Origin of the sequence: Nocardioides panacisoli, from assembly GCF_039537325.1 — a bacterium.
Lineage (GTDB): Bacteria > Actinomycetota > Actinomycetes > Propionibacteriales > Nocardioidaceae > Nocardioides > Nocardioides panacisoli.
Window position 1 is genome coordinate 1 of the sequence record NZ_BAABAH010000020.1, and the last position, 20,320, is coordinate 20,320.

A 20,320-nucleotide genomic window follows, 5' to 3' on the forward strand; every position below is an offset into this window, starting at 1 on the left:
GTTCCTCTTCTTGGAGGCGCTGGGCGTCGGCCTGGTTGCCGGTGTCGGGGTCGACGACGGCCAGGATCCGTTTGCCCAGGGCGCGCAGCTCGTGGGGGGTGAACCGGGTGCACCAGGCGACCAGCTGCCCCTCCGCCTTGGCGACGAGCTCCGGGTCGACCTCCGCGGGGAGCGCGTCGAGCGCCTCGACGATGACCTTGGCCTGTGCCGGTGAAACCACTCCCTCGGCCATCCCGGCCGCGACCTGGTGCCAGCGCCGGTCCAGCGCCTCGGCCAGCGCGGTCTCGGCGCGGGCGGTGCGCAGGTCGGTGCGGGTGTGCCCGCAGAGCCAGGAGCCGAGGTCGCGAGCGCCCTCGGTCTCGGCCAGGTCACCCGCAGCCGCCAGCACCCGCAGCTTCAGCTCGACCAGCTGGGCCTGCGCCGAGGCGATCCCCAGCAGCGCCAGCTCCTTCTGTCCGGTGGTCATGAACGTCGGCTGCACATCGCGGACGGCCTTCAGCTCGGCCTCGAGGTTCTCCACGCAGGCCAGCACCGGGTGCGGTGTGAGCGGGGAGAAGTCCATGACCGAAGTCTTCCCGCCGGCGGCGACAGCACCGAATACCTCGACCCCGGCCTGTGGAGGACCAACGCCGGTTTCGAGGCCTGTGCACGGTTTGCGGGCCGTGGCGGGACAGTTGGGGTCTCGATACGCCGTCGCTCGTCCCTCGCGACGGCTACTCGACCAGCGGAGAGGCCACGGGGTCTCGTGACGGTCGCTGCGCGACCTCCTCGACCACCGGGGCACCGGGCAACGGCCGCCGCGCGGCCGACTGCGGTCCGGGACATCCGCGGCGCTCCCTCGTAACCAGCGCCTGAACCCCGACCACCGACGACCTGACGGTCGAACTCGATACGCCGCGACTCGTCTCTCGCCACGGCTACCCGACCGACGGAGAGGCCACGGGGTCTCGTGACGGTCGCTGCGCGACCTCCTCGACCACCGGGGCACCGGGCAACGGCGCTGTGCGGCCGATTGCGGTCCGGGACATCCGCCTGGACCGTGACCGGCGGCAGCCGGGTCGTCAGTTCCCCAGGCCCCAGATGAAGCCGTAGATCCCGGCACCGACGCCGAGCACGATGATGATGATCAGCGACCACATCGCGAGGGTGTGCATCGTGTGCTGGTAGCGGTTCTCGGAGTAGCCGGCGAACTTCTGCTCGGCATCGACCTGGCTCATCGGAGTCTCTCCTTCGGACGGATCCACTCCCATCAGGTTAGTGGCTCGGGTCACACTTCGCGCGCGTCACGCGTAACGAACCTGAAGATCCTTGATCCCGTTGATCCAGCCGTGCCGCAGCCGCTTGGGCTCCTCGAGCTTGCTGATGTCCGGTGCGACGTCGGCGAGGGCGTCGAAGATGACCCGGATCTCCTGGCGGGCGAGGTTCGCGCCGAGGCAGTAGTGGGCGCCGTGACCACCGAAGCCGACGTGCGGGTTGGGGTCGCGGGTGATGTCGAAGCGGAACGGGTCGTCGAAGACCTTCTCGTCGAAGTTGGCCGAGGCGTAGAACATGCCGACCCGCTGGCCCTTCTTGACTGGCACTCCCCCGACCTCGACGTCGGTGAGGGCGGTCCGCTGGAACACCGTGACCGGGGTCGCCCAGCGCACGACCTCGTCGACCATCGTGTCGGGCCGCTCGCGCTTCCAGAGCTCCCACTGGTCGGGGTTGTCGAGGAAGGCGTTCATGCCGTGGCTGATCGCGTTCCGGGTGGTCTCGTTGCCGGCGACGGTGAGGATGATGACGAAGTAGCCGAACTCGTCGTCGTTGAGACCCCGGCCCTCCTTGTCCGCCATCAGCAGCCGCGTCACGAGATCGTCGCGCGGCTCGCCCCGCTCGATGTCGGCCTTGCGCTCGGCGGCCATGCCCATCGCGTACATCAGCACCTCGGCCGCGGACTCCTGCCCGTCGACCTCGGCGTAGTCGGGGTCCTCGTTGGCCAGCATCTGGTTGGACCAGTGGAAGAGCTTGTGCCGGTCCTCCATCGGTACGCCGATCAGGTCCGCGATCGCCTGCAGGGGCAGCTCGGCCGCGACCTCCTCGACGAAGTTGCCGGAACCGCGTTCGAGCGCATCGGACACGATCAGCCGAGCCCGCTCGCGCATGATGTCCTCGAGCTGGGTGATCGAGCGCGGGGTGAACGCGCGGGACACGATGTGCCGCATCGTCGTGTGGTCCGGCGGGTCCTGGTTGAGGATCATCACCCGCTGGAGCTCGAGCTGGTCGCGGGTCATCCCCTCCGGGAACCGGATGATGGCGCCGTTCTCGGCCGACGAGAAGCGCTTGCTGTCCTTCGACACTGCAGCCACGTCGGCATGCTGGGACACCGCCCAGTAGCCCGTGCCGGACTCAGGAGCCATGCCGTCGTAGGACCCCGGCTTCTGCTCGATCCACGTGACCGGGGCGTTGAGGCGCAGCTCACGGAACTGGTCGTGCGGAAGGGCCGACCAGTTGACGTCGGGGTCGGTGAAGTCGAAGCCCTCGGGCAGTACGGCGGTCATCTCGTCTCGCTCGCTACTTGTAGTTGACCTGCATCTCCTTGATGGCATTGAGCCAACCATGTCGCAGCCGTCGCGGCTCGCCTACCGGCTTGATGTCAGGCGCGAGATCGGCCAGCGCCTCGAACATCAGCTTGATCTCCATCCGCGCCAGGTTGGCGCCGATGCAGTAGTGGGCGCCGTGCCCGCCGAACGCGACGTGCGGGTTCGACTCGCGCAGGATGTTGAAGGAGAAGGGGTCGTCGAAGACCGACTCGTCGAAGTTCGCCGACGCGTAGAACATGAAGACCCGGTCGCCCTTGGCGATGGGCTGGCCGGCGAGCTCGACGTCCTTCTTGGCGGTGCGCTGGAAGACGGTCACGGGGGTCGCCCAGCGGATCACCTCGTCGACCATCGTCTCGGGACGCTCCCGCTTCCAGAGCTCCCACTGGTCGGGATGCTCGAAGAAGGCCTGCATGCCGTTGCTGATCGCGTTCCGGGTGGTCTCGTTGCCGGCGACGGCCAGCAGGATCACGAAGAACCCGAACTCGTCGTTGGTGAGCGCACCGTGGTCGTCGTCCTGACCCACGCTGATCAGCTTGGTCACGATGTCGTCGCGCGGGTTCTCGCGACGGTCGTTCGCGAGCTGGTCGAAGTAGGCGAGGATCTCCATCGAGGCCGTCGCCGGGTCCGAGCCGATCTCCGGGTCGTCGTAGGCCATCATCTGGTTCGACCACTCGAAGAGCTTCTTGCGGTCCTCCTGCGGCACGCCCAGGAAGTCGGCGATCACCTGCAGCGGCAGCTCGGCCGCGATCTCCTCGACGAAGTCGCCGGAGCCGCGCTCCACGGCCTCCTGCACGATCTTGTAGGCGCGGTCGCGCAGGTTCTCCTTGAGCGAGGCGATCGCGCGCGGGGTGAAGCCGCGCGAGACGATGCCGCGCATCTTGGTGTGGTCCGGCGGGTCGTGGTGGATCAGCAGCGCGCCCTGCAGCTCGACCTGGTCGCGGGTCATGTCCGGCGCGAACCGGACGATCACGCCGTTCTCGGCCGTCGACCAGTTCTCGTTGTCCTTGGACATCTCGCGGACCTCCTGGTGCCGCGTCACCGCCCAGTAGCCGGTGCCGTAGAACCCGGCCCGCGCCTCCGGGGGCTGCTCGACCCAGTGGATCGGAGCGGTGGCACGCATCGCCTTGAACTGCTCGTGCGGCAACGCGATGGCGTTGATGTCCGGATCGGTCGGATCGAACCCGGCGGGGAGGAGGTCGACTGCGGTCACGTCGTCGGAACCTTTCGTGGGGCGGGCAGGAACGCCCAAGTTGAAACACGTTCTAGTTGGACAGTACAAGCCGCCGCGAGAATATGAAAGCCTTTCAGTAAATCGGCGCGGAGAGGCATGAGACACATTGCCGAAGGCGAGAACGTGTTCTAGTTTTGGGCCATGGGAACGCCTGTGATCGTCGACGCCGTCCGCACCCCCCTCGGCAAGCGCAAGGGCTGGCTGGCCGGCCTGCACCCCGCGCAGATGCTCGGCTTCGTGCAGCAGGAGGTGCTCCGACGCGCGGGCGTGGACCCGGCGTACGTCGAGCAGGTCGTCGGCGGGTGCGTCACCCAGGCCGGCGAGCAGTCCAACGACATGGTCCGCCGCGCCTGGCTCTACCAGGGGCTCCCCCAGCACACCGGCGGCACGATCATCGACGCCCAGTGCGGCTCTGGCCAGCAGGCGGCGCACCTGGTCAACGACCTGGTCGCGGCCGGCTCGATCGACGTCGGCATCGCGTGCGGCGTCGAGGCGATGACCCGGATCCCGCTCGGCGGCAACGTGCCGCAGGGACTCGGCGACCCGCGGCCCGACGACTGGTCGATCGACATGCCGAACCAGTTCGAGGCAGCGGACCGGATCGCCCGCAACCGCGGGATCAGCCGCGCCGACCTCGAGGAGTTCGGCCTCGCCTCCCAGCAGAAGGCGCGGATCGCCGTCGACGAGGGCCGCTTCAAGCGCGAGATCGCCGCGATCGAGGCTCCCGTGCTCGACGACGAGGGCAAGCCCACCGGGGAGACGCGGATGGTCGACACCGACCAGGGCCTCCGCGAGACCACTCTCGAGGGCCTCTCCGGCCTCAAGGCGGTGCTGCCGGACGGGCTGCACACGGCGGGCACGTCGTCCCAGATCTCCGACGGCGCCGCGGCCCTCGTGATCATGGATGAGGACCGGGCCAGGGCGCTCGGCCTCACCCCCCGCGCCCGCATCAAGTACCACTGCCTGGTCGGCTCCGACCCCTACTTCCACCTCGACGGCCCGATCGACGCCACCCAGCGGGTGCTCGACAAGACCGGGATGTCGATCGGAGACTTCGACCTGTTCGAGGTCAACGAGGCGTTCGCCTCGGTCGTCCTCTCCTGGGCCGGTGCGCACCAGCCCGACCTGGACAAGGTGAACGTCAACGGCGGCGCCATCGCGCTCGGTCACCCGGTGGGCGCCACCGGCGTACGCCTGATCACGACCGCCCTGCACGAGCTCGAGCGGCGCGACCAGACGACCGCGCTGATCTCCATGTGTGCCGGCGGCGCGATGGCCACCGGCACCGTGCTCGAGCGGATCTAGGTGCCGTAGACCTGCTCGGGGGCGGGTGCCTCGGCCAGCAGCTTCCGCAGCGCCGGGCCGACCTCGCTGGCGTCCCAGCGGCCCTCGGCCGTGGCGGCCGGGCCGTGCGACCAGCCGTTCTCGACGGTCACCTTGCCGCCCTCGATCTCGATCACGCGGCCGGTGACGTCGGCGGCCTCCTCCGAGGCCAGCCAGGCGACGACCGGCGAGTTGTCCTCGGGCAGCGGCATCGCGGAGGTGTCGAAGGCACCCTCGGTCATCCGGGTCTTCGCCACCGGGGCGATCGCGTTCACGGTCACGCCGTACCGGCCCAGCTCGGCCGCCGCGACCAGCGTCAGGCCGGCGATCCCCGCCTTCGCGGCGGAGTACGTCGCCTGCCCGATCGAGCCCTGCAACCCGGCACCCGACGACGTGTTGATCACCCGCGCCGCGCGCTGCCGGCCCTCCTTGGCCTCCGCTCGCCAGTAGGCGCCCGCGTGCCGGAGCGGGGCGAAGTGCCCCTTGAGGTGCACGCGGATCACCGCGTCCCACTCCTCCTCGGAGGTGTTGACGAGCATCCGGTCCCGCACGAACCCCGCGTTGTTGACCAGGATGTCGAGACCGCCGAACGTGTCGATCGCCAGCCGGACCATGTCCTCGGCCGCCGCGAAGTCCGCGACGTCCGCGCCGTTGACGACCGCCTCGCCGCCTCTCGCCTGGATCTCGGCGACCACGTCGTGCGCCGGCGTCTCGGTCGTCCCCTCGCCGGCGAGCGAGACGCCGTAGTCGTTCACGACGACCTTCGCCCCGTGCCGCGCGAGCTCGAGGGCGTGCGCGCGACCGATCCCTCGTCCGGCCCCGGTCACGATCGCGACCCGACCCTCCAACAGCTTGCTCACCTAGGACTCCTTCATCGATTGCTGGGCGAGGTACAGGAAAACCGGCTGCTCACCGCCGCCGTGGCACGCGACCCGCGCGCCGGAGACGTACGACGCCAGGTCGCTCGCCAGGAACGCGACGGTGCGGCCGATCTCCGCGACGTCGGCCATCCGGCCGAGCGGGATGGTCCGCTCGATCTCGGCGACGGTCTCGTCACCCCCGTAGTGGTCGGTCGTGTCCGGCGTCCGCACCAGGCCGACGTCGACCGCGTTCACGCGGACCTTCGGCCCCCACTCCATGGCGAGCGAGGTCGTCAGTGCGTCGAGGCCCGCCTTCGCGGCGCCGTACGCCGCGGTTCCGGGGCTCGGGCGGCTCGCCGAGACCGAGGAGATGTTCACGATCGCGCCGCCGGCCTCCTGGCCGCGCATCACGGCGTACGCCGCCTGGGCGCACAGCAGCGGGGCGCTCAGGTTCAGCCCGAGGACCTTGTCGTGGAAGCGCGGCGAGGCCTCGCCGGCGAGCGCGTACGGCGCGCCGCCCGCGTTGTTCACGAGGACGTCGAGGGCGCCGTGGTCGGCGACGATCCCGTCCACCAGCCGCCGGACGGACTCCGGGTCGCGCACGTCGCAGGTCCGGTGCGTCGTACCGGCGGGCGGCCCCGACTGCCCCGGGTCCGAGCGGGAGCAGACGACGACGGAGGCGCCGGCGTCGCGGAGCACCTCGGCGATCCCGCGGCCGATGCCGCGGGTGCCGCCGGTGACCAGGGCGACCCGGCCGGCGAGGTCGATCGTCAGCGCCATGCTCGAACCATACCAAGCAAATGCTTGGTAGGCTGGCGCCCATGATCAGCAGCGAGCTCCGCGACGACGGCATCCGGGTCGTGACCATGGCCGCGCCCCCGGTCAACGCACTCACCGTTCAGGGGTGGTACGACGTCGCCGCCGCCCTCGACGAGGCCGGTGCGGACCAGGCCACCAAGGTCGTCGTGCTCCGGGCGGAGGGGCGCGGCTTCAACGCGGGCGTCGACATCAAGGAGATGCAGAAGACGACCGGGTTCGACGCCCTGCTCGGTGCCAACCGCGGGTGCTACGCGGCGTTCAAGGCGGTCTACGAGTGCAAGGTCCCCGTGGTCGCGGCGGTCAACGGCCACTGCCTCGGCGGCGGCGTCGGCCTGGTCGGCAACGCCGACGTGGTCGTCGCGAGCGACGACGCCTACTTCGGCGTACCGGAGGTCAACCAGGGCGCGCTCGGCGCCGCGACGCACATGGCCCGGCTGGTGCCCCAGCACATGATGCGCACCCTCTACTTCACCGCCCGCACGATCCCGGCCAAGGACCTGGTGCAGTTCGGCTCGGTGCTCGAGGTCGTGCCGCGCGACCGGCTCGACGACGCCGCGCTGGAGGTGGCCGGCGAGATCGCGGCCAAGGACGGCCGGGTGATCCGCGCGGCCAAGGAGGCGCTCAACGGCATCGACCCCGTCGACGTGAACCGGTCCTACCGGTTCGAGCAGGGCTTCACCTTCGAGCTCAACCTGATGGGCGTCAGCGACGAGCTGCGCGACGACTTCGCGGGCACCAGCAAGGGGGCCAAGTGACCACCCGGCCGCGCGACAAGCGGATGACGGCCGACGACGTCATCGGCACCCTCGAGAGCGGCATGACGATCGGCATCGGCGGCTGGGGGCCGCGACGCAAGCCGATGGCCCTGGTGCGCGCGCTCTACCGCTCCGACCTGACCGACCTGACGATCGTGAGCTGGGGCGGCGCCGACGTGGGGCTGCTGTCGCGCGCAGGGAAGATCCGCAAGCTCGTCTATGCGTTCGTGTCCCTCGACTCGGTCCCCCTCGAGCCGAACTTCCAGCGCGCCCGCCAGACCAAGTCGATCCCCGAGCTGATGGAGCTCGACGAGGGGATGTTCCAGACCGGGCTGCGGGCTGCCGCGCAGCGGCTCCCCTTCCTGCCCGTGCGGGCCGGCCTCGGCTCCGACGTGCTGACCAACAACCCGGCGCTGCGGACGGTCACCAGTCCCTACGCCGACGGCGAGGAGCTGGTCGCCGTACCGGCCCTCGAGCTGGACGTCGCGCTCGTGCACATGAACCGCGCCGACATGCACGGCAACGCCGCCTACCTCGGTCCGGACCCCTACTTCGACGACCTGTTCTGCATGGCGGCGAAGCGCGCCTACGTCAGCACCGAGCAGTTGGTCGACACCGCGGGGCTGACCGTCGACTCGCCGGTCCAGCGGCTGCTGATCAGTCGGATGATGGTCGACGGCGTGGTGGAGACGCCGCACGGCGCGCACTTCACGACCTGCACCCCCGACTACGAGCGCGACGAGCGCTTCCAGCGGGCGTACGCCGCCGCGGCCTCCGGCTCCGACGAGGACTGGCAGGCCTTCCACGACCGCTTCCTCGCCGGCGACGAGGAGTACTACCAGGCGGCGGTCCGCGCCTTCCAGGAGGAGAAGCAGGCATGAGCGACGACTACACGCGCGCCGACGTGTGCGCCGCGGCGATCGCGGACGCGTTCAAGGACGACGGCGAGATCTTCGCCAGCCCGATGGGCCTGCTCCCGACCCTCGGCGTACGGCTCGCACGGCTGACGTCCAACCCCGACCTGGTGATCAGCGACGGCGAGTCCGTCTTCCTCGGAGGCACCCCGCCGTTGGGCGGCAAGGACGTGGTCGAGGGCTGGATCCCGTTCCGCCGGGTCTTCGACGTCGTCGCCTACGGCAAGCGGCACGTGATGATGGGCGCGACCCAGGTCGACCGGCACGGCAACCAGAACATCTCCGCGATCGGCGACTGGGCGCAACCCAAGCGGCAGCTGCTCGGCGTGCGCGGCGCGCCCGGCAACACGGTCAACAACCGGACGTCCTACTGGGTGCCGAAGCACTCGCCGCGCGTCTTCGTCGAGGAGGTCGACGTGGTGTCCGGCGTGGGCCCGGCCCGCGCGCGGGCCGCCGGTCCGGCAGCCGCCCGCTTCAACGACATCCACCGGATCGTCAGCAACCTCGGCGTCTTCGACGTCGGCGGGCCCGACGACACCGTCCGGCTGCTGAGCGTGCACCCCGGCGTGAGCGTCGACGACGTAGTCGAGGCGACCGGGTTCGCGCTCGAGGTGCCGGACGACGTCGCCACGACGCGCGAACCCACCTACGCCGAGCTCGTCATCATCCGGGAGGTCCTCGACCCCAAGGGCCTGCGGTTCAAGGAAGTGCCCGAGCCGGAAGGGGCCGCGCGGTGATCGAGCAGCTGATCAGGACGCCGTTCACCGACCTCGTCGGCGTCCGCCACCCGGTCGTCCAGACGGGCATGGGCTGGGTCAGCGGTCCGCGGCTGGTCTCGGCGACGGCCAACGCCGGCGGCCTCGGGATCCTGGCCTCGGCCACGATGACCTTCGCGGAGCTGGAGAAGGCGATCGTCGAGGTCAAGAGCCGCACCGACGCCCCCTTCGGCGTGAACCTCCGCGCCGACGCCGGCGACGCGCCGGCCCGCTGCGACCTCCTCATCGAGTACGGCGTCAAGGTCGCCTCGTTCGCGCTCGCTCCCAAGCCCGAGCTGATCGCGCGCCTCAAGGAGCACGACATCGTGGTCATGCCGTCGATCGGCGCCGCGAAGCACGCGAAGAAGGTCGCCGGCTGGGGCGCCGACGCGGTGATGGTCCAGGGCGGCGAGGGCGGCGGCCACACCGGCCCGGTGCCGACGACGCTCCTGCTCCCGACGGTGTTGGATGCTGTGTTGGACGCCGGCCATGACATTCCGGTCGTCGCGGCCGGCGGCTTCTTCGACGGGCGCGGCCTCGCGGCCGCCCTGTCCTACGGAGCCGCGGGGATCGGCATGGGCACCCGCTTCCTGCTGACCTCCGACTCGGCGGTCCCCGACGCCGTCAAGCGGCTCTACCTCGAGCGCGGCCTGACCGACACGGTGGTCACCACCAAGGTCGACGGCATGCCGCACCGGATGCTGCGGACCGACCTGGTCCAGGAGCTCGAGGAGACGAGCGCCGTACGACGGATGGGGCCGACGCTGCGCCGGACCCTGGAGTTCAAGCGGGACTCCGGGATGACCTGGCCGCAGCTGCTCAAGGACGGTCGCGAGATGCGCAAGCAGCAGGGCCGCACGCTCGGCCAGATGGCGCTCGCCGCGAACACACCGACGATGCTCAAGGCGGGTCTGGTCGAGGGCGACACGACCGCGGGGGTGCTCGCGAGTGGGCAGGTCGTCGGGGTCATCGACGACCTGCCCACCTGCGAGGAGCTCATCGACCGCGTCGTGGTGCGCGCCGCCGAGGAGCTGCACCGCACGTCGTCGCTCCTGGCCGCTCAGTAGGAGAAGGTGGTCGCACCTTCGTCCCCGATCCACTGCCACATCGGCACCGTCCCGCCGAGCTCGGCACCCTTCACCAGGTTCTCGGGGTCCAGCGCCTTGGCGTTGAAGCACAGGGGGCACACGAGGTAGCTGCCGCCCGCCGCGACGAAGCGCTCCTGAAGCTCCGGCAACGACGGGCAGCCCTCGCACGCCGTGCCGACCGCCACGCCGGGCACCGCGAGGCGGACCGCCTCCTTGGTGAGGAACATCAGCGTCGGGCGGCCGTGCTCGGCAGCGCCCAGCGCGACCAAATAGGCGACGGTGACCTTCTCCGGGTCCTCGAGGCCGGTGGCAAGGCTGACAACTGCTTTCGTGGACATGGTGGCTCCTCTTCGTCGGGGTGCGGGAACACGACGAAGGTAGGAAGCCGCAGGCGGCCCGCGCATCCGCGTCGACGCGTAGTCGGGGCACTTCGGACGCCCCGGCGCGTACGCGTCGGTCAGGCCAGGACGCGGGCGACCGCGGCGGCGCGCGCCGTCCGTCCGGAGAGGCCCAGCTTGAGGTAGACGTTCTGCAGGTGTCGCTCCACGGTGCGCACGCTCAGGGTCAGCCGGTCGGCGATCCTGGCGTTGTCGAGACCCTCGGCCGCCAGGACCAGGATCTCCCGCTCGCGCGCCGACAGGTTCGTCAGCGGTGGCCGGACGACCGCCTCGTCGAGGAAGGCGCCGACCTCCTCCACGAAGACGGGCCACGCCGGCTCGTCGGCGAGGAGGATGTGGTTCTCGGACTCCAGCACGACCAGACGGGAGTCGGGTACCGCCGCGGCCATCTCCGCGCCCTCACCCGGACGCATGGTGTGGTCGTCTCGGGCGACGACCACCAGCGCGGGCGCCGTGATCTTCGCCAGCAGATCGGAGACATCGGTGTCGCGGCGAGCCGCCCGGCTCGCCAGGGCGTTCTCGGTGCTGGTGGACGTGCGCATCAGCTCGTCCATCCAGCACATCTGCTGCTCTGTCGCGCCGGGAATGAAGGCGGTCGTGAACACCCGGCGGAAGAGGTGGTCCGGCCGCGCCCAGCCAGCCCTGATCATCGCGGCGAACGCGACGTCGGCGTCGGGGTCGTCGCCGCCCAGCGCTCCGCCGGCGGAGGCGCCGTAGGCGATCAGCCGGGTGACCCGATCGGGGTGTCTCGCGGCATAGGCGAGCGCGACGGGCGCCTGTCCCGACATCCCCATGATGACGAAGCGGTCGAGGCCGGCGGCGTCGACGAGGATCTCGAGGTCGCGCAGCCGCCGCTCGAGGGAGAAGTCGTCGACGTCCCAGTCCGACAGGCCGAACCCGCGCTCGTCGTAGCGGTAGACCGTGGCGATCTGTCCGAGGTCGTCGAGGAAGTGGCGCCAGACCGGGCTCTGCCAATCGTGCTGGAGATGGCTGAGCCAGCAGGCTGCGATCACCAGCGGCGGGCCGGAGCCGTGCCGCGCCCACGCCAGCCGCACGCCGTCGTCGGCACGGCAGAACCGCACCTCCTGCTTGGCGCCCAGCCGGCTCGTCGCGCCCACGTGGTCAGGCTAGTCCGTCCGCCAGCGCTCGGACGCCGTTACGGATGGGTGAGCGGACCTCCGTCGCCCCGCTCACCCACCCGCGCCGAGATCAGCCCAGGTTCAGCGACGTGTCGTCGACCACGAAGCTGGTCTGCAGCGAGATGTCCTCCGTTCCCGAGAAGCTGATCGTGACCGTCTGGCCCGCCAGCGAGGACACGTTGAACGACTTCAGCACGAAGCCCGATGCGCTGTTGAGGTTCGAGTACGTCGCCAGCGTCGTCGAGCCCGCCTTCACGGTGAGCTTGTCGTACGCCGTCGAGCTCGTCGTCTCCGACGTGTCGACGTGCAGGTAGAACGACAGGGTCGCCGTGCACCCGGCCGGGATGGTGACCGACTGGCTCAGGCTGTCGGTGTGGGTCTGGCCGTAGCCGTCCAGCCACGCCTTGTAGCTGCCCGCGTGGGCCGGCTCACCGGCGTCGGTCGTGATCACACCGGCGGTCGAGCTCCACGAAGCCGCGCCGGACTCGAAGCCGGGGTTGAGCAGCTTCTGGCCCGAGCAGGTGCCACCGCCTCCCGAGCCGGAGATCGTCCACGTGAACGTGGCCGACCCCGAGGCGCCGGTGGTGTCCTTCGCGGTGACGGTCGTGGAGTAGGTGCCCGCGGTCGTCGGGGTGCCCGAGATCAGGCCGGAGGAGGCGTTGATCGACAGGCCCGCCGGCAGGCCGGTGGCCGAGTAGGTCAGCGTCTGGCCCGACGCGGAGTCCGAGGCCGTGACCTGCAGGCTCGTGGCCGTGCCGACCGTGCCGGACCGGCTGCCCGGGTTGGTGACGGTGACGGTGTTGCCACCGCTGGTCGAGCAGGTCGGGTCGCCCGCCTGGGCCGGGACGCTGACCGCGTTCCAGGCCGCCTTCACGGCGTTGAACTCGGTGCACGAGCCCGGGAAGAGGTTCTTGGCCGCCGTCAGCGTCCAGGTCCGGTACTTGAGGTAGGACGACGACGAGGTCTTCATCAGCATCGCGTTGTACATGATCGTGATGGCCTTCTGGATGCCGATGCCGCTCACGCTGGTGCTGTTGCAGGTCGGGCTGGTCGGCTGGCCGTCGGACGGGTTGGTGCCCTCCGCGAGCAGGTAGAACCAGTGGTTGCCCGGGCCGGCGGCGGCGTGCACCTCGGCGTTGGGCGTCGACGACGAGTAGCAGTTGTCGTCACCGGCCAGCGAGGGGTTGTACATGTAGCGGATCGGACCGTTGCCGACCAGGTTGACCTCCTCGCCGACGGTGAAGTCGGGGGTGTCGGCCGGGTTGTTGGCGTACCACTCGGTCGCCGCGCCGAAGGTGTCGGCCACGAACTCCTGGGTTCCGTTGCCCGAGATGCCACCCGGGGTGTGGTCGTCCACGCCGTGACCGAACTCGTGGGCGACGACGTCGACCGAGCCGATCCACTTGCCACCGGTCTGCGTGTGGCCGACCTGCACCTGGGTGCCGTCGTAGTAGGCGTTGACGTCGTTGAGGCCGACCCGGATCGGGACCCAGCCGCCGGAGCCGTCCATGCCGTTGCGGCCGAGCCACGCCGACAGCATCTGGCGCTCCTTCTCGGCCGAGTAGAACGCGTCGACGCAGCCGGTCTCCCGGTTGGTCGGGTCGCCGTTGCCCCACGAGTCGTCGGTGCCGGTGAAGGTCACGTTGCCGGTGGCGTTCTGGCACTTCATCGTCGGTGCGTTGGAGTTCGTCATCGAGTACGACGTCCCGGACCCGGACGTGGGGATGCTGACGGTGCCTTCCCAACCACCGTTGCCGGTCCCCTCCATGACGTGCTCGATCGTGTCGAGGACCCGTCCGGAGCGTGCGTCGACGTACACGCTGAGCCGGGAGGGCCCGCCGGCGCGTCGCCCGACGACCGTGGTCTCCCAGGCCAGCGCCGAGCTCGCTCGCTGCAGGACCACGAGCCGGGAGGCGCCGTCGTAGCGGCCGTCGCTGACCTCGCGCAGCGCGGTCCGACGAGCCGAGTCGCGCGAGACGGTCGGGGTCACCGACGCCAAGGAGACGGCCTTCTTCTGCGCGACGCTCGTGTCCAGCAGCCGGCCCGCGCCGTCCGTGACGACGACGAAGTCGCCGCCGACGACGGGGAGGCCGCGGTAGGTCCGGTCGTAGGGCACGTACTGCAGGCCGTGGGAGGAGACCACGGCGTGCGCCTGGAACCTGTCGTGGGCCGAGGCACGCAGCGCTGCGGGCGGCGACGCCACCAGCTTGCGGGCGGTGTCCGCCGCCTCGCGCTGCGGGTGGGCGTGGCGACTGGCGGGCTTGACGGGCGAGGCGTTGTGCGGGGCTGATGCCTCGGCGACGGGCACCGAGGCGAACGCGCAGGCTGACACGACGGCTGCTGCCAAACCCGCTGCGACTTGTCGTTTCACTGACACTCCTTGAGTCCGGGCTCGTGGTTGAGCCCCCGATGAGAGGTGGCCCTGCCACGCGGCGGGGGTGCTGCCCCGAGACACGAACCTCGCGAACTGTCGCGCCGCCGCGAAGGCTGCGTCAACGGCCGCGCGCCTCAGAAAATCGCAATGCAAACACCTGATGATCCGGGAAGGATTCCGGTCCGACCCGCCGCCCTCAGGTCGGCGTCCGGGCGGCCGACCTTAGAGGTATGTCTGCCACCCGTCGCGCGCCCGAGCCGCTGCCCGAGGTGCTGCAGACCGTCACCCTCGTCGCCCAGCCCACGGACACCGCGGGCGGCGTCGAGACGGAGACCAAGGTGCTCGACCTGGAGCAGTCCGGTCTCGACGCGGCGACAGTCGTGCTCTCGCGCCAGCTCGGCACGGACGGCCTGACGGCCCGGCCGGTGGCGATGGTGTGGACCGGGCTGCTCGGCCGGGTCGAGTGCCCGGTCGCGCTGCGGACCGGCCGCCGGGAGTACGGCCCGGTCTGGCTGGCGCACGCCATCGGACGGGCGATCCGCACCCAGCGCCGCGCCTTCTTCAGGGCGCGGATGCACACGCCGGTACAGCTGAGCTGGACCGACGAGCGCGACGGCGAGCCCGTCGAGCGGCGGCTCGACTGCACAGCGGTCGACCTCAGCGAGGGTGGTGTCCTCGCAACCATCCGCGGGCCGCTGCCGTCCCCGGGGACGACGGTCACCGCCACGATCAAGCTCGACGGCGACACCCTCGACCAGACCGCGCTGGTCGTGCGGCACGCGGTGTTCCCCGGTGGCGGCCTGGGCGTCGCCGTCGCGTTCGTCGACCCCGCCCTGTACGGCGACCGGATCCGCCGGGCCGCCTTCGAGGCCGAGCGCCGCGCGCTGCTGAACCGCCGCTGACGACCGCCCGCGCCGGTCAGATCGAGCGCTGGAACGCCAGCTCCCGGCCCATCACCCGGTAGCCGAGCAGCTCGTTCACGCCGATCATGTGGTCGTTCGACTCCGCGTTGAAGGTGTCGACCTCCTCCAGCTGCGGCTCCGCCTCGGCCAGCCAGCGCAGCATCTCGGCCTTGAGCAGCAGCCCGAGCCGGTGGCCCCGGTGCGCGCGGACGACCGAGGTGTCGTGCTGGTGGCCGTAGGCCGGCCGCTCCGACTCCACCGTGACCACGGTCTGGCCGCCGAGCCGGCCGGTGGGCAGGTGCCGGGCGACCACGCGGTAGACCCGCTCGCGCCGGAACAGGCACGCGTCCTCGTAGGCCCGCATCCGCTCGGCGTTGAACACCTCGTCCTCGATGTCGAGGTCGTCGGTCGGCGCGTCGTTGATGGACGCCGCCATCTCCGCGAGCTCGTCCAGACCGTCGTCCGGGGTAGGGAAGGTGGCGCGCTCGAGGGCGTAGTCGGAGGCGTGGTCGAGCGCGTCGGCGTACTGCTGCTCCAGCCGCTCGTGGTCGACGTCGGCGAGGTACTGGCGGCGGTTGATCGCCTGGTGCTTCTTCTCGTAGCCGTGCGCGCCGGCGAACGCGGTCACGGCGTTCGCCTCCCACCCCGCCATCCCGGCACTCGTGCGGCCTCTCGACCGCGCCCGCTCCTCCAGGTGCGCGAGCATCGCGCTGCCGTGCCCGCGGCGCCGGTGCTCGGGATGCACGAGGATGTCGAACCAGGCCAGGTGCAGGTTGTCGTAGTCGCTCGTCGAGATCGTTCCGGCACCCACGACGGCCCCGTCGGCTCGGGCCAGGAAGGGCTCCGAGGGCTCACCGTCCCAGCCGTGCCGGAAGCGCGCCTCGGTGGTCAGCGGCGTCACGTCGTGGAGCCAGGGCGCGTCCGCCGCGGTCACCGCGTTGGACAGCTCCACCCACTCCTTGATCGCGGCCGCGTCGTCGGGGCCGAACGGTGTGATCTCCATGACGCACCAGCATGGTTTCGGCGTCCTCCCGGCGCCACCGATTTCCGGCGACGTACCCTGGGGGCATGAGCCAGCAGCCGACCTCAGCGCCCCGGCGCCGGCACCTGCTGGACCCCGACGCACCGCGCAAGGCGCCCGATCCGGAGGCGCTCGAGCGGCTCGCCCGGGTCCAGCGCCGAGTGATCTCGGCCCTGATCCTGACCACGATCTTCCACCTCACCGTCGGCTTCATCCTCGCGGCGAAGACCGAGATCGCGGGCGACCGGGTCGACGCCCAGGTGGTGCTGATCGTGGTCGGCGCGCTGTTCTGGGTGAGCGGCGTCGCCGCGGTGCGCGGGCTCAACAGCAAGGCGTTGCTCTCGACCTGGTTGCTGACCGGGCTGGTCCCGCTCGTCGCGGGCATCTGGTGGGTCGTCCTGGCCTGAGCTTCAGAGCCGTTCGATGATCGTGACGTTGGCCTGGCCGCCGCCCTCGCACATCGTCTGCAGGCCGTAACGCCCGCCGGTGCGCTCGAGCTCGTTGAGCAGCGTGGTCATCAGCCGCGCACCGGTGGCGCCGATCGGGTGGCCGAGCGAGATGCCGCCGCCGTTGACGTTGACCTTCTCGTGGGGCGCGCCGGTCTCGCGCATCCACGCGAGCACCACCGACGCGAACGCCTCGTTGCACTCGAAGAGGTCGATGTCGTCGACGGTCATGCCCGCGCGCTCGAGCGCGTGCTGGGTCGCGCCGATCGGGCCGGTGAGCATCCACACCGGGTCGTCGCCACGCACCGACAGGTGGTGGATGCGTGCCCGCGGCGTGAGGCCGTGGTCGGCGACGGCTCGCTCGGACGCCACGAGGATCGCAGTGGAGGCGTCGCAGATCTGCGACGAGACGCCGGCGGTGATCCGGCCACCGGGCGCGAGCGGCTCGAGCCCGGCCATCTTCTCCAGCGAGGTGTCGCGCGGGCACTGGTCGGTGGCGAAGGCGGTGCCGTCCGGCAGCTGCACGGGGACGATCTCGCGGTCGAACCGGCCCTCCGCGATCGCGGTCCTGGCCCGCTCGTGCGAGGCGAGCGCGAACCGCTCCATCTCCTCGCGGGACAGCTCCCAGCGCTCGGCGATCATCTCCGCGGACCGGAACTGGCTGACCTCCTGGTCGCCGTACCGCTTCAGCCACCCGGGCGACTCGGCGTAGGGGCCGTTGAACCCGTACTGCTGGGCGACGATCATCGCGGCGGAGATCGGGATCGCGCTCATGTTCTGCACGCCGCCCGCCACGACGAGGTCCTGGGTGCCCGACATCACGCCCTGCGCGGCGAAGTGCACGGCCTGCTGCGAGGAGCCGCACTGACGGTCGATCGTGACGCCCGGCACGTGGTCCGGCAGGCCGGCAACGAGCCAGGCGGTGCGCGCGATGTCGCCGGCCTGCGAGCCGATCGTGTCGCAGCAACCGAGGATCACGTCGTCGACCGCGCCCGGGTCGATCCCGGTGCGGTCGACGAGCGCGGAGATCGTGTGCGCGGCCAGGTCCGCGGAGTGCACCTGCGCGAGGGCTCCCCCGCGCTTCCCGACGGGGGTGCGGACGGCGTCGACGATGTAGGCCTCAACCACGGGAGATTCCCTTCAGCAGGATCGAGAGGTACTGGTCGGCGACCTGTGCCGCCGACAGGGCACCGCCGGGGCGGTACCAGGTGACCGCGACCCAGACGGTGTCGCGGAGGAAGCGGTAGACGAGGTCGACGTCGAGGTCGTCCCGGAGCTCGCCGGAGGCGACGGCCTCCTGGAGGAGGCCGCGCCAGAGCTTCTCGAAGCGCTCGTTGCGCTCGGGGAGGTAGGCGAACCGGTCGAACGTCGCGAGGTAGGTCGAGTCGTTCTGGAAGATCGCGACCTCGCTGTGGTGCTCGTCGATCGCGCGGAACGAGCTGCGGATCATCGACTCCAGCTTGGCGAGCGGCGTCAGGTCGCTGGCCGCGGTCGCGTCGTACTCCGCGAACAGCTCCCTCTGGAAGGTGTCGAGCAGCTCGTCGACCATCGACTCCTTGGAGTCGAAGTGGTGGTAGAGGCTGCCCGACAGGATCCCGGCGGCGTCCGCGATGTCGCGGACCGTCGTGTTCCTGAAGCCCTTCTCGGCGAACAGCTGGGCGGCGATCGCGAGCAGCTGCTCGCGCCGGCCGGTCGCCGAGCCGGTCGAGGCCCTAGGCGTGCTGGCTGCTGACACTGATCACCTCACCGGTCAGGTACGACGCGTAGCCGCTCGCCAGGAACACCATCGTGTTGGCGACCTCCCAGGGCGCGGCCGCACGGCCGAACGCCTCGCGCTGCTTGAGCTCGGCCAGCAGCTCCGCCGAGGTGACCTTCTCCAGGAACGGGTGCATCGCCAGGCTGGGCGCCACGGCGTTCACCCGGATCCCGTGCGGAGCCAGGTCGAGTGCGGCGCAACGGGTCAGCGCCATGACACCGGCCTTCGCCGCGGCGTAGTGCGCCTGGCCCTCCTGGGCCCGCCACCCGATGACCGAGGCGTTGTTGACGATCACTCCCCTGGTGCCGGACTCGGTCATCCGCCGGCCCGCGGCGCGGACGCAGCGGAAGGTGCCGGTCAGGGTGATGTCGAGGACCTTGGCCCACTCCTCGTCGGCCATCTCCAGGATGTTCGCGGTGCCGCCGAGGCCGGCGTTGTTGACCATCACGTCGACGCCGCCGAGACCGTCGGCCGCGTCCAGCAGCGCTGCGACCTGCGCCTCGTCGGTCACGTCGCAGACCAGGCTCCGCACCCGGTCCCCGCCGAACTCCTCGGCGAGCGTCTTCTCGGCCTCGGCGAGGCGTCGCTCGTGGGTGTCGCTGAAGACGACGGCCTTCGCGCCCTCCTCGAGCGCGCGGCGCACCACCGCCGCGCCGATCCCGGCGCCGGCAGCAGCGGTCACGACCACCACCTTGCCGGCCAGGAGGTCGTGTCCGGGCACGTAGCCGGGCATCGGCTGCTCGGGTCGCGTGGCTGTCATCCGCGTGGCTCCTTCGGGAGGCCAAGCACCCGCTCGGCCAGGATGTTGAGCTGGATCTCGTCGCTGCCGCCGTAGATGGTGTCGGCGCGCGAGAAGAGGAAGAGCCGCTGGTGCTCGTCGAGCGTGTAGCCCGGGCCGGCGAGCAGGCCCTCGGCGCCGGCCACGTCCATCGCCACCTCGCCCAGTCGGCGGTGCCAGCGGGCCCACGCCAGCTTGAAGATCGAGCCGGCGCCCCCTCCCGCAGCCGAGTCCTGACCGCCCTCGACCTGGGCCAGCGCCCGCAGCGCGAACGACCGGATCGCGCTCAGCTCGACCTTGAGGTCGGCCAGCCGGTCCCGCACGATCGGGTCGTCGATCGAGCCGTTGCCCCGTGCCCGGGCGACGACGGCGTCGAGCTCGCGCGCGAAGCCGACCGTCTGGCCCAGGGTCGAGACCCCGCGCTCGAACCCGAGCAGCCCCATGGCGACGGCCCAGCCCTTGCCGGGCTCGCCGACGACCAGGTCGGCCGCCGCGCGCGCGCCGCTGAAGAACACCTCGTTGAACTCCGAGCCGCTCGTCAGCTGCTCGATCGGCCGGATCTCGACGCCCTCCTGCCGGAGCGGCACCAGCACGAAGGAGAGTCCGTGGTGCCGGGTCGACCCCGGTTCGGTGCGGGCGACCACGAAGCACCAGTCGGAGACGTGCGCCATCGAGGTCCACACCTTCTGGCCGTCGATCACCCACTCGTCCCCGTCGAGGCGGGCCCGGGTCTGCACGTTGGCCAGGTCGGATCCGGCGTCCGGCTCGGAGTACCCCTGCGCCCAGAGCTCCTCGACCGCGACGATCGGCGGGAGGAAGCGCTTCTTCTGCTCCTCGGTGCCGAAGGCCATCACGGTGGGGCCGAGCAGTGTCTCGCCGAGGTGGTTGACGTCGGCGGGCGCGTCGGAGCGGGCGTACTCCTCGTGGAAGATCACCTGCTGCCACAGCGAGAGACCGCGGCCGCCGTGCTCCTCCGGCCAGCCGACGCAGGTCCAGCCGTGTGCGGCGAGGTGCCGGTTCCAGGCCAGCCGCTCGTCGTGCGCCTCGTGCTCCCGGCCCGGGCCCCCGAGACCCTTCAGCTCGGCCCACTCGCCGGCCAGGTGGTCGCCGAGCCACTCGCGGATCTCCGCGCGGAACGCGCGGTCCTCGTTGCTCTCGGTCAGGTCCACAGGCGGCACCCTA

The 20,320-nt window shown here is 70.9% G+C and carries 21 protein-coding genes; 7 read left to right on the plus strand and 14 right to left on the minus strand.

The features are described 5' to 3' along the window. The 4 genes from ABD709_RS19620 to ABD709_RS19635 form a co-directional block, all read right to left on the minus strand. A partial coding sequence (locus ABD709_RS19620; RefSeq protein ID WP_344778643.1) for a DUF222 domain-containing protein occupies nucleotides 1-562 on the minus strand: 562 nt, incomplete at its 3' end. A gap of 499 nt (nucleotides 563-1,061) precedes the next feature. Further along, nucleotides 1,062-1,217: a hypothetical protein gene (locus tag ABD709_RS19625; RefSeq protein WP_344778645.1), complete on the minus strand. Its 156-nt coding sequence runs from the start codon at nucleotides 1,215-1,217 to the stop codon at nucleotides 1,062-1,064. A 66-nt stretch (nucleotides 1,218-1,283) separates the two neighbouring features. Beyond that, a complete protein-coding gene (locus ABD709_RS19630; RefSeq protein ID WP_344778647.1) occupies nucleotides 1,284-2,537 on the minus strand; it encodes a cytochrome P450 in 1,254 nt (417 codons plus the stop codon). 13 nt (nucleotides 2,538-2,550) lie between these two features. After that, complete coding sequence (locus ABD709_RS19635; protein WP_344778649.1) at nucleotides 2,551-3,789, minus strand: cytochrome P450; 1,239 nt, start codon at nucleotides 3,787-3,789, stop codon at nucleotides 2,551-2,553. Between the two features lie 162 nt (nucleotides 3,790-3,951). On the opposite strand from ABD709_RS19635, the gene ABD709_RS19640 reads away from it, so the two are divergent. Next, nucleotides 3,952-5,115 (plus strand): steroid 3-ketoacyl-CoA thiolase, encoded by a 1,164-nt coding sequence (locus tag ABD709_RS19640; protein WP_344778651.1) that lies wholly within the window; start codon nucleotides 3,952-3,954, stop codon nucleotides 5,113-5,115. Here ABD709_RS19640 and ABD709_RS19645 read toward each other — a convergent pair. Beyond that, a complete protein-coding gene (locus tag ABD709_RS19645; protein WP_344778653.1) occupies nucleotides 5,112-5,993 on the minus strand; it encodes an SDR family oxidoreductase in 882 nt (293 codons plus the stop codon). The two genes, ABD709_RS19640 and ABD709_RS19645, sit on opposite strands and share 4 nt — an antisense overlap. Beyond that, nucleotides 5,994-6,773, minus strand: coding sequence for an SDR family oxidoreductase (locus tag ABD709_RS19650; protein WP_344778655.1), 780 nt, complete (start codon nucleotides 6,771-6,773; stop codon nucleotides 5,994-5,996). A gap of 41 nt (nucleotides 6,774-6,814) precedes the next feature. Between ABD709_RS19650 and ABD709_RS19655 the strand changes: the two genes are divergently transcribed. The 4 genes from ABD709_RS19655 to ABD709_RS19670 are packed head-to-tail and all read left to right on the plus strand — an operon-like array spanning nucleotide 6,815 to nucleotide 10,303. Beyond that, nucleotides 6,815-7,567: an enoyl-CoA hydratase family protein gene (locus ABD709_RS19655; RefSeq protein WP_344778657.1), complete on the plus strand. Its 753-nt coding sequence runs from the start codon at nucleotides 6,815-6,817 to the stop codon at nucleotides 7,565-7,567. Further along, the gene (locus ABD709_RS19660) at nucleotides 7,564-8,448 is read left to right on the plus strand and encodes a CoA transferase subunit A (RefSeq protein ID WP_344778659.1); all 885 of its coding nucleotides are present in this window, start codon (nucleotides 7,564-7,566) and stop codon (nucleotides 8,446-8,448) included. The genes ABD709_RS19655 and ABD709_RS19660 overlap by 4 nt, the downstream gene beginning before the upstream one ends. Then, nucleotides 8,445-9,218, plus strand: coding sequence for a CoA-transferase subunit beta (locus tag ABD709_RS19665; protein WP_344778661.1), 774 nt, complete (start codon nucleotides 8,445-8,447; stop codon nucleotides 9,216-9,218). Before ABD709_RS19660 ends, ABD709_RS19665 begins: the two co-directional genes overlap by 4 nt. Beyond that, nucleotides 9,215-10,303, plus strand: coding sequence for an NAD(P)H-dependent flavin oxidoreductase (locus tag ABD709_RS19670; RefSeq protein WP_344778663.1), 1,089 nt, complete (start codon nucleotides 9,215-9,217; stop codon nucleotides 10,301-10,303). The genes ABD709_RS19665 and ABD709_RS19670 overlap by 4 nt, the downstream gene beginning before the upstream one ends. Here the strand turns inward: ABD709_RS19670 and ABD709_RS19675 are convergent. From ABD709_RS19675 to ABD709_RS19685, 3 genes are all read right to left on the minus strand, one after another. Further along, nucleotides 10,297-10,662 (minus strand): DsrE family protein, encoded by a 366-nt coding sequence (locus ABD709_RS19675; RefSeq protein WP_344778664.1) that lies wholly within the window; start codon nucleotides 10,660-10,662, stop codon nucleotides 10,297-10,299. The two genes, ABD709_RS19670 and ABD709_RS19675, sit on opposite strands and share 7 nt — an antisense overlap. 119 nt (nucleotides 10,663-10,781) lie before the next feature. Beyond that, nucleotides 10,782-11,840, minus strand: a complete 1,059-nt coding sequence (locus ABD709_RS19680; RefSeq protein WP_344778666.1) for an alpha/beta fold hydrolase — start codon at nucleotides 11,838-11,840, stop codon at nucleotides 10,782-10,784. Nucleotides 11,841-11,931: 91 nt separating this feature from the next. Further along, nucleotides 11,932-14,193 (minus strand): M4 family metallopeptidase, encoded by a 2,262-nt coding sequence (locus tag ABD709_RS19685; protein ID WP_344778668.1) that lies wholly within the window; start codon nucleotides 14,191-14,193, stop codon nucleotides 11,932-11,934. Nucleotides 14,194-14,465: 272 nt separating this feature from the next. Between ABD709_RS19685 and ABD709_RS19690 the strand changes: the two genes are divergently transcribed. After that, on the plus strand, nucleotides 14,466-15,137 hold the full coding sequence (locus ABD709_RS19690; RefSeq protein WP_344778670.1) for a PilZ domain-containing protein: 672 nt from the start codon (nucleotides 14,466-14,468) through the stop codon (nucleotides 15,135-15,137). A 16-nt stretch (nucleotides 15,138-15,153) separates the two neighbouring features. On the opposite strand, the gene ABD709_RS19695 is transcribed toward ABD709_RS19690, so the two are convergent. After that, nucleotides 15,154-16,140, minus strand: a complete 987-nt coding sequence (locus ABD709_RS19695; RefSeq protein ID WP_344778672.1) for a GNAT family N-acetyltransferase — start codon at nucleotides 16,138-16,140, stop codon at nucleotides 15,154-15,156. A 65-nt stretch (nucleotides 16,141-16,205) separates the two neighbouring features. On the opposite strand from ABD709_RS19695, the gene ABD709_RS19700 reads away from it, so the two are divergent. After that, nucleotides 16,206-16,565, plus strand: coding sequence for a hypothetical protein (locus ABD709_RS19700; protein ID WP_344778674.1), 360 nt, complete (start codon nucleotides 16,206-16,208; stop codon nucleotides 16,563-16,565). A 3-nt stretch (nucleotides 16,566-16,568) separates the two neighbouring features. Here ABD709_RS19700 and ABD709_RS19705 read toward each other — a convergent pair whose 3' ends face one another. Genes ABD709_RS19705 through ABD709_RS19720 form a run of 4 tightly spaced genes read right to left on the minus strand, consistent with a single transcriptional unit; the run spans nucleotide 16,569 to nucleotide 20,307 of the window. Further along, nucleotides 16,569-17,732 (minus strand): acetyl-CoA C-acetyltransferase, encoded by a 1,164-nt coding sequence (locus ABD709_RS19705; RefSeq protein ID WP_344778676.1) that lies wholly within the window; start codon nucleotides 17,730-17,732, stop codon nucleotides 16,569-16,571. Next, a complete protein-coding gene (locus ABD709_RS19710; RefSeq protein ID WP_344778678.1) occupies nucleotides 17,725-18,339 on the minus strand; it encodes a TetR/AcrR family transcriptional regulator in 615 nt (204 codons plus the stop codon). The genes ABD709_RS19705 and ABD709_RS19710 overlap by 8 nt, the downstream gene beginning before the upstream one ends. After that, a complete protein-coding gene (locus ABD709_RS19715; protein ID WP_344778680.1) occupies nucleotides 18,317-19,120 on the minus strand; it encodes an SDR family oxidoreductase in 804 nt (267 codons plus the stop codon). The genes ABD709_RS19710 and ABD709_RS19715 overlap by 23 nt, the downstream gene beginning before the upstream one ends. Beyond that, the gene (locus tag ABD709_RS19720) at nucleotides 19,117-20,307 is read right to left on the minus strand and encodes an acyl-CoA dehydrogenase family protein (protein WP_344778682.1); all 1,191 of its coding nucleotides are present in this window, start codon (nucleotides 20,305-20,307) and stop codon (nucleotides 19,117-19,119) included. Before ABD709_RS19720 ends, ABD709_RS19715 begins: the two co-directional genes overlap by 4 nt. Nucleotides 20,308-20,320 lie beyond the last annotated feature (13 nt).